The sequence below is a fragment of the Salinibacterium sp. SWN139 genome (assembly GCF_015864625.1).
Lineage (GTDB): Bacteria > Actinomycetota > Actinomycetes > Actinomycetales > Microbacteriaceae > Rhodoglobus.
In genome coordinates this window covers 300,449-314,922 of record NZ_JADYWV010000001.1, presented here as the reverse complement: position 1 = coordinate 314,922, position 14,474 = coordinate 300,449, and the positions used below count along the sequence as shown (strand labels likewise).

At 63.0% G+C, this 14,474-nt stretch carries 15 protein-coding genes; 9 read left to right on the top strand and 6 right to left on the bottom strand.

Annotated features, from left to right (window positions below):
• Window positions 1-40: 40 nt before the first annotated feature.
• The 3 genes from I6E74_RS01545 to I6E74_RS01535 all read right to left on the bottom strand — a co-directional run bounded on the left by I6E74_RS01545 (window position 41) and on the right by I6E74_RS01535 (window position 3,704).
• Window positions 41-2,260, bottom strand: a complete 2,220-nt coding sequence (locus tag I6E74_RS01545; RefSeq protein WP_307784350.1) for an LLM class flavin-dependent oxidoreductase — start codon at window positions 2,258-2,260, stop codon at window positions 41-43.
• 136 nt (window positions 2,261-2,396) lie between these two features.
• Window positions 2,397-2,825 (bottom strand): nuclear transport factor 2 family protein, encoded by a 429-nt coding sequence (locus I6E74_RS01540; RefSeq protein ID WP_197122409.1) that lies wholly within the window; start codon window positions 2,823-2,825, stop codon window positions 2,397-2,399.
• Window positions 2,826-2,870: 45 nt separating this feature from the next.
• Complete coding sequence (locus I6E74_RS01535; protein ID WP_197122407.1) at window positions 2,871-3,704, bottom strand: SDR family NAD(P)-dependent oxidoreductase; 834 nt, start codon at window positions 3,702-3,704, stop codon at window positions 2,871-2,873.
• A gap of 97 nt (window positions 3,705-3,801) precedes the next feature.
• Here I6E74_RS01535 and I6E74_RS01530 point away from each other — a divergent pair, with 97 nt between their 5' ends.
• Complete coding sequence (locus tag I6E74_RS01530) at window positions 3,802-4,290, top strand: MarR family winged helix-turn-helix transcriptional regulator (RefSeq protein ID WP_197122405.1); 489 nt, start codon at window positions 3,802-3,804, stop codon at window positions 4,288-4,290.
• A gap of 71 nt (window positions 4,291-4,361) precedes the next feature.
• Here the strand turns inward: I6E74_RS01530 and I6E74_RS01525 are convergent, their stop codons facing one another.
• A complete protein-coding gene (locus I6E74_RS01525; protein WP_374221041.1) occupies window positions 4,362-6,389 on the bottom strand; it encodes a heavy metal translocating P-type ATPase in 2,028 nt (675 codons plus the stop codon).
• Window positions 6,390-6,460: 71 nt separating this feature from the next.
• Between I6E74_RS01525 and I6E74_RS01520 the strand changes: the two genes are divergently transcribed.
• The 4 genes from I6E74_RS01520 to I6E74_RS01505 all read left to right on the top strand — a co-directional run bounded on the left by I6E74_RS01520 (window position 6,461) and on the right by I6E74_RS01505 (window position 8,707).
• Window positions 6,461-6,763: a DUF2470 domain-containing protein gene (locus I6E74_RS01520; RefSeq protein ID WP_197122402.1), complete on the top strand. Its 303-nt coding sequence runs from the start codon at window positions 6,461-6,463 to the stop codon at window positions 6,761-6,763.
• Window positions 6,764-6,922: 159 nt separating this feature from the next.
• Window positions 6,923-7,330 carry a DUF4383 domain-containing protein gene (locus I6E74_RS01515; protein ID WP_197122400.1) on the top strand — a complete coding sequence of 136 codons (408 nt, stop codon included), beginning with the start codon at window positions 6,923-6,925 and terminating at the stop codon, window positions 7,328-7,330.
• A gap of 52 nt (window positions 7,331-7,382) precedes the next feature.
• Window positions 7,383-7,916 carry a hypothetical protein gene (locus I6E74_RS01510; protein WP_197122398.1) on the top strand — a complete coding sequence of 178 codons (534 nt, stop codon included), beginning with the start codon at window positions 7,383-7,385 and terminating at the stop codon, window positions 7,914-7,916.
• 143 nt (window positions 7,917-8,059) lie between these two features.
• Window positions 8,060-8,707, top strand: coding sequence for a heme oxygenase (biliverdin-producing) (locus tag I6E74_RS01505; protein ID WP_197122396.1), 648 nt, complete (start codon window positions 8,060-8,062; stop codon window positions 8,705-8,707).
• 124 nt (window positions 8,708-8,831) lie between these two features.
• Here I6E74_RS01505 and I6E74_RS01500 read toward each other — a convergent pair whose 3' ends face one another.
• Together I6E74_RS01500 and I6E74_RS01495 are read right to left on the bottom strand one after the other, a co-directional pair.
• Window positions 8,832-9,845: a Gfo/Idh/MocA family protein gene (locus tag I6E74_RS01500; protein WP_197122394.1), complete on the bottom strand. Its 1,014-nt coding sequence runs from the start codon at window positions 9,843-9,845 to the stop codon at window positions 8,832-8,834.
• Complete coding sequence (locus I6E74_RS01495; RefSeq protein WP_197122392.1) at window positions 9,842-10,435, bottom strand: GNAT family N-acetyltransferase; 594 nt, start codon at window positions 10,433-10,435, stop codon at window positions 9,842-9,844. The genes I6E74_RS01500 and I6E74_RS01495 overlap by 4 nt, the downstream gene beginning before the upstream one ends.
• A gap of 191 nt (window positions 10,436-10,626) precedes the next feature.
• Between I6E74_RS01495 and I6E74_RS01490 the strand changes: the two genes are divergently transcribed.
• From I6E74_RS01490 to I6E74_RS01475, 4 genes are read left to right on the top strand one after another with little or no spacing between them, the layout of a single operon-like run.
• Entirely contained in the window at window positions 10,627-11,385 is a 759-nt protein-coding gene (locus I6E74_RS01490; protein WP_231604447.1) for a GntR family transcriptional regulator, read from the top strand.
• A complete protein-coding gene (locus tag I6E74_RS01485; RefSeq protein WP_197122390.1) occupies window positions 11,385-12,308 on the top strand; it encodes an N-acetylglucosamine kinase in 924 nt (307 codons plus the stop codon). The genes I6E74_RS01490 and I6E74_RS01485 overlap by 1 nt, the downstream gene beginning before the upstream one ends.
• Window positions 12,305-13,063 carry a sugar isomerase domain-containing protein gene (locus tag I6E74_RS01480; RefSeq protein WP_197122388.1) on the top strand — a complete coding sequence of 253 codons (759 nt, stop codon included), beginning with the start codon at window positions 12,305-12,307 and terminating at the stop codon, window positions 13,061-13,063. The genes I6E74_RS01485 and I6E74_RS01480 overlap by 4 nt, the downstream gene beginning before the upstream one ends.
• Window positions 13,060-14,472, top strand: a complete 1,413-nt coding sequence (locus tag I6E74_RS01475) for a protein O-GlcNAcase (protein WP_197122386.1) — start codon at window positions 13,060-13,062, stop codon at window positions 14,470-14,472. Before I6E74_RS01480 ends, I6E74_RS01475 begins: the two co-directional genes overlap by 4 nt.
• Window positions 14,473-14,474 lie beyond the last annotated feature (2 nt).

Genomic DNA, 14,474 nt, shown 5'->3' with positions numbered 1-14,474 from the left:
CGATGGGGAGAGCGAACGTTCCGAGCGTTGACCCGTTCGGCTAGTTACGCCACTCGCCGGGTGCGCCCGCCGCCGGAATCACCGAGAAGTTGTCGCGGAACAGCCCCTGCGGGTCAACGCGCGCCTTGATGTCGCGAAGACGTGAGAGTGTCGGCGGCGGGAAGGCATCGTGGATTCGCTCGGGGTCGAGCGATGTTTCGAAGCTCAGGTAGGTTCCGCTGAGGAAGGGCTTCACCTTGGCCCACTCTTTGGCGAGGCGTTGGGCGTTGGAGCTGCCCGCACTGATCGCAAAGTTTGCTGACCGATGGGCGTAGGCCGTGGCATCCGCCGCAACATCAGAGACGGCACCGCCGACGCAGCGAATCTGAATGAACGTGCTGGCCCCGCTTTCGACGAAGCGAGCCAACGCCTCGGCAACGTCTGGAGTGAGGTGCTCGATCAGGCCGGATGCAGAAACGGGTTCGCCCCGCCCGGAATGTGGTGCCGGGCTGGTATTGCCCATCAGCGCGCTGTACGGCAGCAGTTGAACGGATTGACTGGTGAGGGGTGCAATTTCGGCGAGCGGCTGCAGGCGGTTCAGGATGGTGTCCGGTTCGTCTGACGCCACAGCGCCCAAGACGTTGACGCCAACGTACGGCGCCGAGTTTTGGCGAACGATCGCGAGTTCGGTCGTGAGGTCGCGGGGAGCTTCTTCCATCGCAGCACCCCACCGCTCGAGCAGCTCCGGCATGTTTCCGGGATCGAAACCCAGCTGGGCGAATCCGATGTCGGCGACTTCTTCCACCACAAAGTCGAAGCTGACGACGATTCCCATGTTGGCGCCGGCACCGCGGATGGCCCAGAACAGATCCGGGTTCTCTTCAGCACTGGTGTGCACGAGCGAGCCATCGGCCAACACGATGTCGGCGGCGATGAGGTGGTCGATCGTGAGCCCCTGTTGACGTGCGAGCCAGCCGACGCCGCCCGCCGTCGCGAGCCCACCCACTCCTACTCCGCCGTAGTCGCCGGAACTCAACGCCCAGCCTTCGTCGCCCAAGACGGTCGCGACGTCAGACCACCGGGCACCCGGCCCGATGCGTACGGTCTTCGCTTCGCGGTCGAGAATCTCGATCGAATTCAGTTCTTTGAGATCGATGACCAGGCCACCATCGTTGGTGCTTCGGCCGCTGATACCGTGGCCTCCGCTGCGCACAGCAAGCTCAAGATGGCGATGAGTGCGAGCGAACTCGACGCTCTCGACAACCTCCTCCACAGTGCTGGGCTGCAACACCAGCCCCGGTGAACCGCCGCGCATGTAGGTAGATTTCACACTGGAAAAGTTGTAGTCACCGGGCTCGATAACGCGCACACCCTCGGGCGCAGCGTCATAGTCAATCCCACTTCGCCGCGCGGCGACCGCTGCGGTGCTCTTCACTTCGGCCGGCTCAAGGCCCGTGCGGGCTCGCTCCGTCGCGACCAATTCGCGTACCGCAGGCATCACTTCTTCGGCGAAGAGCTGCAAGACCATCGCGCTGTCGTTGGCCAGGATGAACGTACTCGCACCGTCTTCTAACGCCAGCGTTGCAAGCTGCTCAGCCCAGCCATCCAGACCAGTCTGAGGAACGGTGATGTTGGCGAGCCGGCGAATTTCGCGAGGATCGCGGCCGGCCGACACTGCTGCCTTGTCGATGGTGGCGTTGCCACGCGCGAAATCTCCGGGCTGGAGATACCCCAGCGACGGCAACCAGCCATTGGCTTTACGGCCGATCAGGCGCAGGCCGCGCGGTTTAAGGGCGCCAATCCAAATCGGAATATCGTGAGCTGCGAGCGGCCCGCGTTGAGCACCGCGAACGCTGTGCACGGTGCCATCCAAGCGCAAAAGTTGCCGATTTCCGGCATCCCAGATTCCCCGCATGATGTCGATCGCCTCTTCGAGTGCGGTGATCGATTCTCCGGGAGTCAGCCGCGGAACGCCCATGGCGACCACAGCATCCCAGAACGCTCCCGCCCCCAACGCCATGTCGATGCGCCCGCCCGACAGAAGGTCGAGGCTGCTCGCCGCTCGGGCCGCAACAGCGGGATTACGCAACGGAACATTCATGACGTTCGGCGCGATGTGAATGCGGTCAGTTCTCGCCGCAACGTACGAGATCAACGTCCAGGTGTCGAGGAACGAGGGTTGGTAAGGGTGGTCCTGAAAGGTAACGAGATCGAAGCCCAAAGACTCCACGAGCTGCGCCGATTCGACGGGTGCTTGCGGCGATGCATTCGCGGGTGTCACAAATGCGCCGAATTTCAACGGATGACCGTAGTCCATGAGGCTCCAATTCTGAGGTAAAGATTTTAGGCAGAGAGGCAGTACGCCGGGTGTTCGACCGGGGCCAACATCCGCGGCGCACTGCCGCAACAGGGTTCGGTTAGAACATTCCGTGACCGTTGACGGGGCTGACCGCGTCGGTGATGGGCTGGAGAACGTCCCAGTGCTCGAGCGCAATGCCGTCGGCGTCCATCTTCCAAATGTCGACACCGGCGACGCCCAGGTCGTCAGCGTCATCGTTGTACAGGTTGAGGAAGTTGACGTGCGCCCACACCCAGTCACCAGAAGCGATGATGCGGTGGATGACGACGCGCGCGTTCTGGCGCTCAGCCGTGAGAGCAGCGAAGGTGGCACCGAGTCCGGCAGCGCCATCCGGCAGCAGCGGGTTGTGCTGAATGTATTCGTCGGCGACGAGCTTGTTTGCCGCTTCAACCGAGTTCTTCTGGTTGATGGCTTGCTCATAGAAGTCGATGAGGTTGTTCTTGTTACGAACGGCACGCTCGTCGGTGGGGTCTACTGCTTCAATCATGATCTGTTTCCTTTTCTAGGGGTGGGATGGGTTAGGCGGTGTTGGTTAGGCGAGAGTGAGACGCAGGGCGTCTTGCTCTTCGGCCGTAGAGGTTCGAAGAAACTGCACGAGCTGCGCAGCGTCGTCACCGATCGTGGCGGTGCTGGGGGCAGGGATGCGTTCGGCGATGTCAATGACTTCGGCTGCCGCGGCCGCCGAAGTGAGGCCCTTCGCTTGGCCGTCGTTGAACCCAGCCGCAAAACGGGCAAGAGCTTCGCCGTAGAGTTCGCGCTGGTCATCGGTGAGAGTGTTCGTGAGTTGGCCGAGGAGAGCGGCCGACTTGGCGGGGCCTCCCGTGAGCATGCTGCCGGGCTGGATGATCGTTACCTCAACACCGAAGCGGTGAAGTTCGGTGCGGTACGCCTTCATCAGCGCTTCAACGGCGATCTTGGAGGCAGCGGATGGTGCGTTGAACGCCATCGGGAACGCCGCCGAAATGGTGCTGATCTGAACGATTCGCCCCTGAGCTGCACGCAGCTGCGGCAGGAACGCGTTGACAACGGTGAGCGGCGCGAAGGTGTTGACTTCGAATTCTTGGCGAATCGCGTCAAGAGGCACAAGCTCAAGCGGGCCTGGGGTCAGGATGCCCGCGTTGTTGATAAGCAGGTTGACCTTTCCCCCGGACTTGGCCGCGACGTTCTCGGCCCAGGTACGCACGGCATCAGGGTTCGTGATGTCAACGCGGGAGAGAACAATGCGCGGGTTACCGCTTGCCGGCTCACTGCTCAGCGTCGTTCCGTACACGGTGTAGCCCTTCGCTGCGAGCTCCTCGGCAATGTCTTTGCCGAGCCCGCTCGCCGCGCCTGTTACTACCGCGGTCGAGCTTTCGTGTTCGTTCATGGTCTCGCCTTTACCGATCTCGAGCCTGTCGCTCGGTGAGAATTTACTTGACTGGGCAACTATAACACTTACTTGCTTGATCAAGTACAATTGCGTTATGGCTCACCACAACAACGGCATGACGCGCGACGAAAAGGCTCTGATGCAGGCACTCTCGCGGGCGATTAGCGTCGTACCGCGCGTGCTCGATGCCGACCTTCAGCGCGACCAGCAGTTGCCTCTCACCGACTACTTCGCCCTCACCTACCTCTCTGAGGCAGAAGGCCAGCGCCTGCGCATCAACGAAGTCGCCACCCGACTATCGATGACCATCAGCGGTGCGACTCGCACCGTGAACCGCCTCGAAGCCCTCGAGCTTGTCGCCCGCGAGCGCTCCGCTAGCGACGGTCGGGGCGCGGATGTCGTACTCACCGAAGTTGGCTTAAAGCGCCTCAAAGAGGCCTGGCCCAGCCACCGCGACAGCGCCCGTCGGCGCGTGCTCGACCGTCTCGACGCGAACGAACTCGCGGTCCTCACTAAGGCGCTGAACAGCATCGGCGCCGAACCCGACGACTTCGATTCCGCCGACTGCCCCTCTCAAGCCTGAAACTATGCTGACGACGAAATCACAGCGCCACCGACGCCGAAGCGCGCACACGGTGAGAGCTCGGCCGCTGGTTAGTCCTTGGCGATAACCGCCTCGGGCCGCAGGTCGAGGCGGCGCAGCAGCTGCGCGTTCGCCGCGACAACAACGGTCGAGGCTGACATGAGTAGCGCGCCCACCGAGATGGGCAGCACGAAGCCGATAGGCGCAAGCACGCCAGCAGCGAGGGGCACTGCGAGGAGGTTGTAGCCGGCAGCCCACCATAGGTTTTGGCGCATCTTGCCGTAGCTGCGGCGCGAGAGTTCGATCACGGCAAGCACTGAGCGCGGGTCGTCACTGGCGAGCACGACGCCGGCGGAAGCGATCGCTACGTCAGTTCCGGCGCCGATCGCGATTCCGACATCCGCCTGCGCAAGGGCCGGCGCATCGTTCACGCCGTCACCGACCATGGCAACAGTGGCGCCTGCCTTCTGCAGTTCGGCGACTTTGCTTGCTTTGTCTTCGGGATGCACGCCCGAGAACACCCGGTCGATGCCGAGTTCGGCGGCTACTGACTGAGCAACGGCATCCGCGTCGCCCGTGATCATGACCACGGTGATGCCACGATCGTGGAGTGCATCGACAGCCTGGCGGGAGTCTTCGCGCACTTCATCCGCGAGACCGATCGCACCAATCACGTGCCCGTCCGAGAGCACGTGCAGAATGATTGCGCCCTCAGCCGCCCACGTCGCGGTCACCTCGACCGCGGTTTGGTCGTGCTGGCGGAGCATGCTCGGTCCACCAACGCTGATGGTGGCTCCGTCGACGGTGGCTTCGACACCTACGCCGCTCGACGAGCTGAATTGTGAGGCTGTCGCCCGGTCGAGGTCACGATCTTTCGCTGCCGTCACAATGGCCTTGGCCAGCGGATGCTCGCTGTCGAACTCTGCGGCGGCAGCGAGCCGAATCACCTCATCGTCACTCGACTCCCCGACAGCGACCACGTGCGTGACAGCGGGCTCGCCCTTGGTGAGGGTGCCAGTCTTGTCGAACAACACAGTGTCAACCTTGCGCATGGTTTCAAGAGCGAGACGATCCTTGATGAGCACCCCGGCGCGAGCCGCGCGCTCAGTAGAGATCGAGACAACGAGCGGGATGGCAAGGCCAAGAGCGTGCGGGCACGCAATGACGAGCACCGTGATGGTGCGCACGATCGCGTCATCCGGGCTGCCCGCGAGGGTCCACACGGTGGCAGTGATCGCTGCGGCACCGAGCGCGAACCAGAACAACCAGCCAGCGGCGGTGTCGGCAATGCGCTGGGCCGGCGACGAGGAGTTTTGCGCCGTTTCGACGAGCTTGGTGATGCCCGCGAGCGCCGTATCATCGCCAATCGCGGTGACCTTCACTCGGATCGAGTTATCGGTGGCCACGGTTCCCGCCACAACGCGGTCGCCCTCGCCGCGCGAAACCGGCTGCGACTCTCCCGTGATCATCGACTCATCAACCTCGGCTGAACCGTCAATCACTTCGCCGTCGGCGGGTACTCGTCCGCCGGGACGCACGATGACGACATCGCCCACAACGAGGTCAGACGGCGGCACGGTGACGAAATCATCCCCCTCAACTTTCTCCGCTTCATCCGGAAGCAACGCGGCAAGAGAGTCGAGCGCGCTGGAGGTCTGAGCCAGTGACCGCATTTCGACCCAGTGGCCGAGCAACATCACGACGATGAGCAGCGCGAGCTCCCACCAAAAGTCGAGCTCGTTCGCAATGAGGCCGAGAGTGGATGCCCACGATGCGACGAAGGCGACCGTGATCGCCATCGAGATCAGCAACATCATTCCCGGTTTGCGGGCTTTCAGCTCGGAGAAGCCGCCCGTGAGGAATGGCTTGCCGCCCCAGACGAACATGACGGTGCCGAGCACGGGGGAGATCCACTGCACGACCATGTTCTCGGGCAGCGTGTAGCCGAGAATCTGGGCGAACATCATGCTGAACCCGGCAACTGGGATTGCCATGACCAGCATGATCCAGAACAGGCGGCGGAACTGCGCGACATGATCGCTATGGCCAGAGTGCTGCTTGTGGGAGGTCTGCGTGTCGTGCTCGGTCATTCCATCCATGGGCGCCACGCTATACCCCTCTAGGGTATGGAACAACCCCAAACCCAACGACTCCCCGCTACCGTAGAGCCGTGACTACTTTCAGTGAAGAAATTGTGTCCGCAGTACTCGCCCATATGAACAGCGACCACAACGATGACAATCTGCTCATTGTGCGTGCCTTCGCAGAATCCTCCGCCATTTCTGCGGCCATGGTGTCGCTCGACGGCACCGAGGGCACGTGGCAGTATTCGGATGTCGACGGCATCGAACACCACGTAACCGTGCCGTGGAGCACGGAGATTACCGAGCGCGCCGAGATCCGCCATGAGATCGTGAAACTGTACGACGCTGCGTGTGAAAAGTTGGGTGTTGAGGCTCGACCTCACAGCTAGCGTTGCTGCGGCATCCGGCAATCGTGCTACGGCTCTGCAGCACTGCGGCTCATGGGGAAAATTCACCTACGCCTGCCCTAGCCAAACCCCCTCTAGTGCGAGTACGAATAGAGAGCACACGATGCGCACTCACCTAGTGTGCGCACAAGGGGGCACCACATGACTCGATCACCCAACCGCATTTTCGGAGCTATCGTCGGAGCGTTCTTCGTTCTCCTCGGCCTGCTCGGATTCTTGGTCACCACCGGAGTCGAGTTCTTTGCAACCGAAGGCGCGCTGTTGGCCGACGTCTTCAGCGTGAACGGTTTCCACAACGTGGTGCACATCATTGTTGGTGCTGCCCTGCTTCTTGCGGCTCTTTCTAACCGTGCGGCCGCCCGCGCCCTCAACTCGGCCCTCGGCTTCGCCCTTCTTGTTCTCGGGTTTGCGGGCCTGATGCTCGTCGGTTCCGCCTACAACGTGCTCGCGCTCAACGCAGCAGACAATGCCCTGCACTTTGGTGCGGCCGTCATTCTGCTCCTCGTCGGCATCGGCGCCGACAAGCGCGCCACCGGCGTCAGCGCTTAAACTGCTGGCGACAGCGTGATCGGGTGAAGCTCGAGCGCCAGAGAGGTATCGAGTGTCCGCCATCAGTCGCAGTTGGCTCGCCTTCGCCGCGGCGGGCGTCGGCATTATTCACTGTGCGCTCATCATTGGCGCGCCCGTCGGGCTTGCGCTTCCCCTCGGCATCCTGGGCATTCTCGAACTCGGATGGGGCTTGCTCGCCTTCACTCGTGACCAGTTGCCGGCACCTCGCGCCGCGATCGTCGTTGCGCTGGCACCGCTCGTCGCGTGGGGAGCACTGGTGGCAGCAGCATCCACTTTTCACATCGGTGCGCTCGGATCGGTGTTGGATGTCGCCCCCTGGGGCATCGCCGCAGTGCTCCAGCTGTTCGTAGCGGGGTCGCTTGCGCGGCACTTCCGTCGCGTCAGTGACGGCACCGACGCCACTGCCTCCGCCCCGAGCGTTGCGCGGTACATCACCGCCCTCGTGGTGGGCGCACTCGTGGTTTTCGTTCTCACCCTCACTGCCCTCGCCACCATCAATGGGCCGGCGACGGAGGGCAATGACGTGGATGACCTGTTCGACATCCCCAGCCACGTCGGCCACTAGCCACTCCGCGGTGCACTCTTCCGCTGTGGATTCTCCCCCGGTGCATTCTGCTTTCCGGAGCGATTAACCAACTTTTGGATGATGCCGGGCAATAAACCGCCGCACTAGAGTGAGGGTCACCTAACCCCCTTCTAGGAGACTCCGTGGCTGTAATTCCTTTCTCGCAAGCACTCCGTGAGCGCACCTGGTCAAGCCACGGCGACAGCGAAGGTGCCGACTTCATGAAAGATCTCATGACGGGCAAGGGAACCCGCGAGGATTACATCGCGCTAGTCGCTCAGCACTACTTCATCTATGAAGCGATCGAAGCCGCCGCCGATCACTTCGCCAGCAACCCGGTTGCTGCCCCGTTCATCACCTCGCAGCTCACCCGCTTGCCCGCGATCGAAGCGGATCTCGAATTTCTGATCGGTGCCGACTGGCGCGACCAGATCGCCCCTCTTCCCACGGCTGCCGCCTACGCCGCCCGCGTGCGCGAGGTTGCCGCCGAAGACTGGGCTGGCGGCTTTATCGCGCACCACTACACCCGTTACCTCGGCGACCTTTCGGGCGGCCAGGTTATCCGCACCCTCATGCAGCGCCAGTTCGGATTCGACACCAACGGTGTCGGCTTCTACCTCTTCGACCAGATCGCCAAGCCTAAAGAGTTCAAAATCACGTACCGCGACCAGCTCGATGCTGTCGAGTGGGATGACGCCGAGCGTGACCGCGTCATCGACGAAGTACTCGCCGCCTACAAGTTCAACACGGACCTGTTCGTCGACCTGTCGCGCGCCAAAGCGGCCGCCTAGCCCCGCCGCGCGGGCCGTGTCGCCGAACCGGCATGGCCCGCTTGGGGATTCGCTTGGCCCCGCCAGTTTTCGCTGAACCTGCTAGCCCTACTGAGCCCGCTAGCCCCATAGCCCCGCTAAGCCACTAACCGGCCTCAATCTGGGCCCGCATCGTGTCGAGCGTCTCCAGAATTGCAACGGAGACATCCAGCGGATGCTCGGGCGCTTCCGTGCGCCCCTCCGCAATGTGCTGAGCAATCGCCGTGGTCTGAAACGACAGCCCCTCGCGGCCACGGAGTCCCGTGCCATCCGTGAACTCGGTGCGCTCGTCGTCGCGCACGACGGCAAAACCGTGCGGCGCGTAAAACGGGGTGAGCACTTCAACACGAGCACGGGAGCCGTTGATGCGGGCCTCCGTGGGAGTGTCGGCCTCCATCGTCGTGTGCAACACGGCTTGGGCACCGGTGGCGTGGTCGAGAATCATCGCCGCCTGCGCGTCGACGCCGGTGTCGAGCATCCGCCCCCGAGCGAACGCTGCAGTGGGAGCGCCGAGCGCGAACCGGGAAAACCAGACAGCATAGATGCCGATGTCGCGCAGCGAACCGCCGCCCATGGTCGGATCGAACACTGGTTGCCCGGCGGGGGTTCCGAAGTTGGCGCCGAAGTCGGCGGTGACAACTTTAAGGTCACCGAGTTCGCCCGCCTCCAGTAGCTGCGAGATGATCGTCGTCTGCGGCAAGAAGCGGGTCCACATCGCTTCCATGGCGAAGACGCCGGCAGCACGGGCCGCATCCACAATCACGTGGGCGTCAGCGGCGTCAACGCCGAGCGGCTTCTCAATGAGAACGTGTTTGCCCGCCGAAATCGCCAGCAACGCCAGCGGCCGGTGGAACACATTCGGAGCGGCCACATAAATGATGTCGACATCGGGGTCGGCCACCAACTGCTCGTAGCTGCCGTAGCTGCGCTCGATGCCGTGCTTCTGGGCAAACTCTGCGGCACGGTCGGCGGAGCGCGAGGCAACAGCAACAACGCGTTGATCGGTGTTGGCGTGCATCGCCGCGACCCAATCCGTGGCGATCCCACCCGGCGCGAGGACGCCCCACCGTAACGTCGGTCCGCCTCGAAGCGGGGTAGCAGTTGAGTCCGGCAGAATCACGACAGTTCCATTCCCAGATAAATCGAGTCAGCGCCTCGAGCCAGCTCCACAAAACCCAGGTGGCGGTAAAAGGCGATCGCATTGTGGTTGTCTTCGCCCACATCCAGGTGGATGCCAGTCACACCGCGAGCGCGCAGCGCCGCAAAGAGCGTCTCCAGCATCGATCGCCCGAAACCTCGCCCTTGCGCACGCGGGAGGAGGTCGATGTGGAGGTGTGCCGGATAGTTCGCGACCACCGAGTCGGGGGCGAGAACCGGGGTGTGCAGGTGAGAGATGAGTTCGTCGTCGAGAGAAGCCCCGGCCGTCGGCGCGTATTGGGAGCGCAACACGGGCCACCATTCGCGCTCCTGCCACGCTTCGAACTGGCGAGTGTCTGCGGCGCCAAGCACGTAGCCGGCGACTCCGAGTTCATCCGCAATCACCCAGGCGAAATCGGGGGCTCCGACGAGGTACGGGCCGACGTAGATGTGACCGAGCAGATCGGGGTTCGCGAAGAGAGCGCTCCCATCGCCCCCGGCATCCGCCGTCTGGAGACAGACACGATAGGTTCCGGGGAGGTCGTAGAGGCCCGCAGGCCGAATATGACTCATGGATTCACCATATCCCCCACGTCAACTGGTCTAGTTTGGAGGTCTCGCGTCGGCCACGGAGTGGTCTACGACACTCCCCCTGAGCCCAGAAGTTATGCGCTTCATTCCCCGATTTACGGGTATGTTTCGGGCATATTTCGCCCAAATGTACCCCGAAGTGGTCTAATCAACTCTTTACCAGGGGCGCAGAAATGGGCTCTAATGAGAGTGTGACCGTTGTCGAGGAATCCACCAGACACACCCTGAGAGCACGCTTGCGAGAACTCGTAGCGTCGACAGAGGTGGGCAAGAGCCTGCCGAGCGAGCGCGATCTCAGCGCCCGCTGGGGCGTTGCCCGCATGACCATCCGACGTGCCGTCGATGCGCTCGTTGCCGAAGGCCTCGTCGAACGACGCCACGGTTCAGGCACCTACGTGACCCCGCAGCCGTTCGTGCGCCTGCTCGGCCTCACCTCGTTCTCACAAGACATGCGCGACCGCGGCTTAGAACCAGGGGCTCGCCTTCTGGCCTACCGGGTCTCCCCTGCCGACGCCGCTATCTCCACCCAACTCCAGATCTCCCCCGGTGACCCCGTTGTCAGCTTCACCCGCCTGCGCTTAGGCAGCGGTGAAGCGATGGCCGTAGAAACTGTCTGGATTCCGCAGGCGCTCGTGCCGGGAATCAACGGCAGTGACCTCGGCGGTTCCCTCTATGAACTACTCAGCAGCCGCTACCGCATCTCCCCCGGCGCCGCCAATGTCTCGATCGAGCCCGTGTTGCCCGACGAGCGCGTGCGCGAGTTGCTCACGATCTCCGAAAACCAAGCCTGCCTCCGCATCCGGATGGTGGATTCCGATGCGCGCGGAAACATCATCATGATCGCCAATTGTTTCTACCGCGGCGACAAGTACCAGCTCACTGCTCAGGTTTCGGGTGGTGCTTTCTCGGCCGAACAACCCCGGAACAGCTAATGCTTCGGGTTCTCGCTGTCGATGGCGGACAGTCCGGAATTCGCCTCAAAAGCAGCGCACAGCCTGGCACTGTTGAAGTCGATGGGGTGAGCCGCCTCGAAGGCGACACCATGCGCACGGTTGCGGCCGCAGTCGCGAGCGCCTGGGCGCACGGCAAATTCGAGCCCGTTGATCGTGTCGTGATGGGTCTCACTACGTCCCCCGCGGATGCTGCATCTTCCACCCGTCTCGCTGAACTTGTCGCGGCAACGACCGGGGCCAACGAGGTCTGGATCGCAGATGACACCGTCACCTCCCACGCCGGAGCACTCTCCATCGAATCCGGCGTCTCGCTCATCACCGGCACCGGCGTTGCCTGTCTCGCTGTGCGCCCCACAGGAGAATCCCATGCGGTCGACGGCGATGGCTATCTCTTGGGGGATGCCGGCGGCGGGTTTTGGATCGGCAGTCGCGGCATCTCTGCTGTGCTCAAAGAACGTGACGGGCGCGGACCAAGCACCGCCCTGACGGCGCGAGCGGCAGAACACTTCGATGGCCTCACTAATCTTGCCGCACGCCTCCATAGTGCCCACCGCCCGGTCAACCGCATTGCCCAGTTCGCTCGTGCCGTGCTCGCTTCGGCCGCTGAGGGGGATGCCGCCGCCGACGCCATCGTGATCGAAGCGGCCTACGAACTCTTCCTCACCGCTCGTGTCGGAGTTCGGTGGGTGGGCGATGATGCCCCGTTGGCTCTTGGCGGCAAACTGCTGGGACCGAACACTCTCCTCTTCGCCCGCCTCGTTGAACATCTCGCCAGTGAAGGCATGTCGTTCCGCCCCGCGGATGCGTCAGCTCTCGAAGGTTCGCTCCTGCTCGGCGCTGGCGACACCGACAATCTCTATCGCGATCTCATCCACGTGTGGAAAAAAGGAACACCCGCATGACACTCACGAGCCCCCCGATTCTCGATGTGCAGTCACCCGCTGCGCGCTACTTGGCGCGCGCGACGCAGCTTATCGAGCGCCTGACCACCGATGAAGGTCCAAACATTGTGGCGGCATCCCGCCTCGTTGCTGACGTGCTCATCAATGGCCGCACGGTTCACATTTTTGGCACCGGCCACTCCCACATGCTCGCCGAAGAGCTCTACTACCGAGCCGGCGGCCTCGTCAACGTTCAGCCGCTGCTCTTTGAGGGCCTCATGTTGCACACGAGTGCCCCGCTCAGCACCTCCCTCGAACGACTGCCCGGTCTGGCCGCGGCGCTGCTGCGCGACCACCCGATCGCCGCGAATGACGTGCTGATCGTGGCATCCAACTCCGGCAGCAACGCCGTCACGTCTGAACTCGTGCAGCAAGTGATGGCCAATGGCACCCCCGTCATTGCCCTCACGAGCCTGACGCACGCCACCTCCCCCGAAGCCCGAGCGACAACGCTGCCGCGACTGCACGAACTCGCCACCGTTGTGATCGATAACGGTGGCGCGGTCGGCGACGCGGCCGTTGACATCACCGGGCTGAGCAGCCGGGTGTCCGCCACCTCTACTGTGGTGGGAGCGGCCATTCTCAATGCCGTCATGGCTGAAGCTATCCAGCTCTCTGTTAGTGCCGGAGTCACTCCCGACATTTACGAGAGCAGCAACACCACCAGCGGCGATGCCAGCAACCTCAAATTCACCACCCCGATAACCACACCATGACTGCACGCTCCCGAGCCATCTCCGACTCCTCAGCTTTCGCCATTCGCGGCGTCATCGAGGGGTTCTACGGCGCGCCCTGGAGCCACGAACAACGCCTCGACCTCATCAGCTTCCTCGGCAACCGTGGCATGAACACCTTTGTGTACTCGCCCAAAGATGACCCGCTCGTTCGTCACGAATGGCGCACCCCCTACGCTGGCACCGAGCTCGCCCGCATGGCCGAACTCATCACACGCTGTGACGACAACGACATGACTTTTATGTACTGCCTCTCCCCCGGGCTCACCATGAAGTATTCGAGCAGCGACGACATCGAGATGCTGCTCGCTAAGTTCAGCGCCGTGCGCGAATTGGGCGTCACCAGCTTTGGACTGCTTCTGGATGACATCCCGGCCCGGCTGCAGCATCCGGCCGACGTGGCAGCATTCCCCGATCTCGTGACCGCCCACCAATCGCTCATCGGGAATGTCTTTTCGCAGTTCGATGCCGACACCCACCTCACGGTGTGTCCCACGCAGTATTGGGGCTACGGCGACGAGGACTACATCACTCGCCTTGGGCGCGGCATTGATCCGCGCATCGACCTCTTCTGGACTGGCCGCGTCATTTGCTCCGCCACCCTCGACCTCGCTGACGCTGCCGTCTTCGCCCGCGCAACCGGCCGCCCCGCGACCTACTGGGATAACTATCCGGTGAATGATGTCGCGATGGGCCACGAGCTCCACATCGGCCCCTACCAAGGTCGCGATCCGCAATTGCACCGCTTTTCGACGGGCATCATCGCTAATGGCATGGAGCTCTTTGAGTCATCCAAGATTCCCTTCGCCACGATCGCCGACTATCTGCACGACCCCGAGAACTACGACCCAGAGGCCAGCTGGAAGCAAGCGCTACTGGATGTCGTCGGCCAAGACAACGTCGACGACTTCAGTCTGTTTGCTGACACGGTTCGGTCCTCGTGCCTCTCTGCTGACGATGCGCCGGTACTGGGCGAGGCCCTCGAGCGCTTCACTTTTGAGTCGGAATACGGTGATGCCGCCACCGCGGCTGCCGACCTGCTCGCGGTTGCCCACACCATGCTCGGTGCCGCAGACCGGTTGCTCGACGGCCCCGTGGCAAACCCGCAACTCATTACCGAAGTGCGGCCGTGGCTTGAATCGTTCCGCGTGGGCGCGCGCGCACTCGTGGAGGTCGCAGAGCTCGCCGCCGCCGGTCGCCTCGCCACCGCTGGCCCCAGCCGGCTTCTCCCCTATCTCGACACCCTTCGCGCAGCCCACCGTCGCGTCTTCGGCGACCTGCTCGATATGACTTTGGCAGAGCTCGTTTCTGCCGGGGGCTCACCACCCGCAACACCTGCATCACCCCGCACTGCATCACCCCGCACTGCATCACCTACAGCAAAGGAATGATC

Excerpts from the sequence above, each read along its gene's own strand:
- I6E74_RS01540 (WP_197122409.1), bottom strand. The coding sequence starts at position 2,825 with ATGATTGAAGCAGTAGACCCCACCGACGAGCGTGCCGTTCGTAACAAG.
- I6E74_RS01535 (WP_197122407.1), bottom strand. The coding sequence starts at position 3,704 with ATGAACGAACACGAAAGCTCGACCGCGGTAGTAACAGGCGCGGCGAGC.
- I6E74_RS01530 (WP_197122405.1), top strand. The coding sequence starts at position 3,802 with ATGGCTCACCACAACAACGGCATGACGCGCGACGAAAAGGCTCTGATG.
- I6E74_RS01525 (WP_374221041.1), bottom strand. The coding sequence starts at position 6,389 with ATGGATGGAATGACCGAGCACGACACGCAGACCTCCCACAAGCAGCAC.
- I6E74_RS01515 (WP_197122400.1), top strand. The coding sequence starts at position 6,923 with ATGACTCGATCACCCAACCGCATTTTCGGAGCTATCGTCGGAGCGTTC.
- I6E74_RS01495 (WP_197122392.1), bottom strand. The coding sequence starts at position 10,435 with ATGAGTCATATTCGGCCTGCGGGCCTCTACGACCTCCCCGGAACCTAT.
- I6E74_RS01490 (WP_231604447.1), top strand. The coding sequence starts at position 10,627 with ATGGGCTCTAATGAGAGTGTGACCGTTGTCGAGGAATCCACCAGACAC.
- I6E74_RS01485 (WP_197122390.1), top strand. The coding sequence starts at position 11,385 with ATGCTTCGGGTTCTCGCTGTCGATGGCGGACAGTCCGGAATTCGCCTC.
- I6E74_RS01480 (WP_197122388.1), top strand. The coding sequence starts at position 12,305 with ATGACACTCACGAGCCCCCCGATTCTCGATGTGCAGTCACCCGCTGCG.
- I6E74_RS01475 (WP_197122386.1), top strand. The coding sequence starts at position 13,060 with ATGACTGCACGCTCCCGAGCCATCTCCGACTCCTCAGCTTTCGCCATT.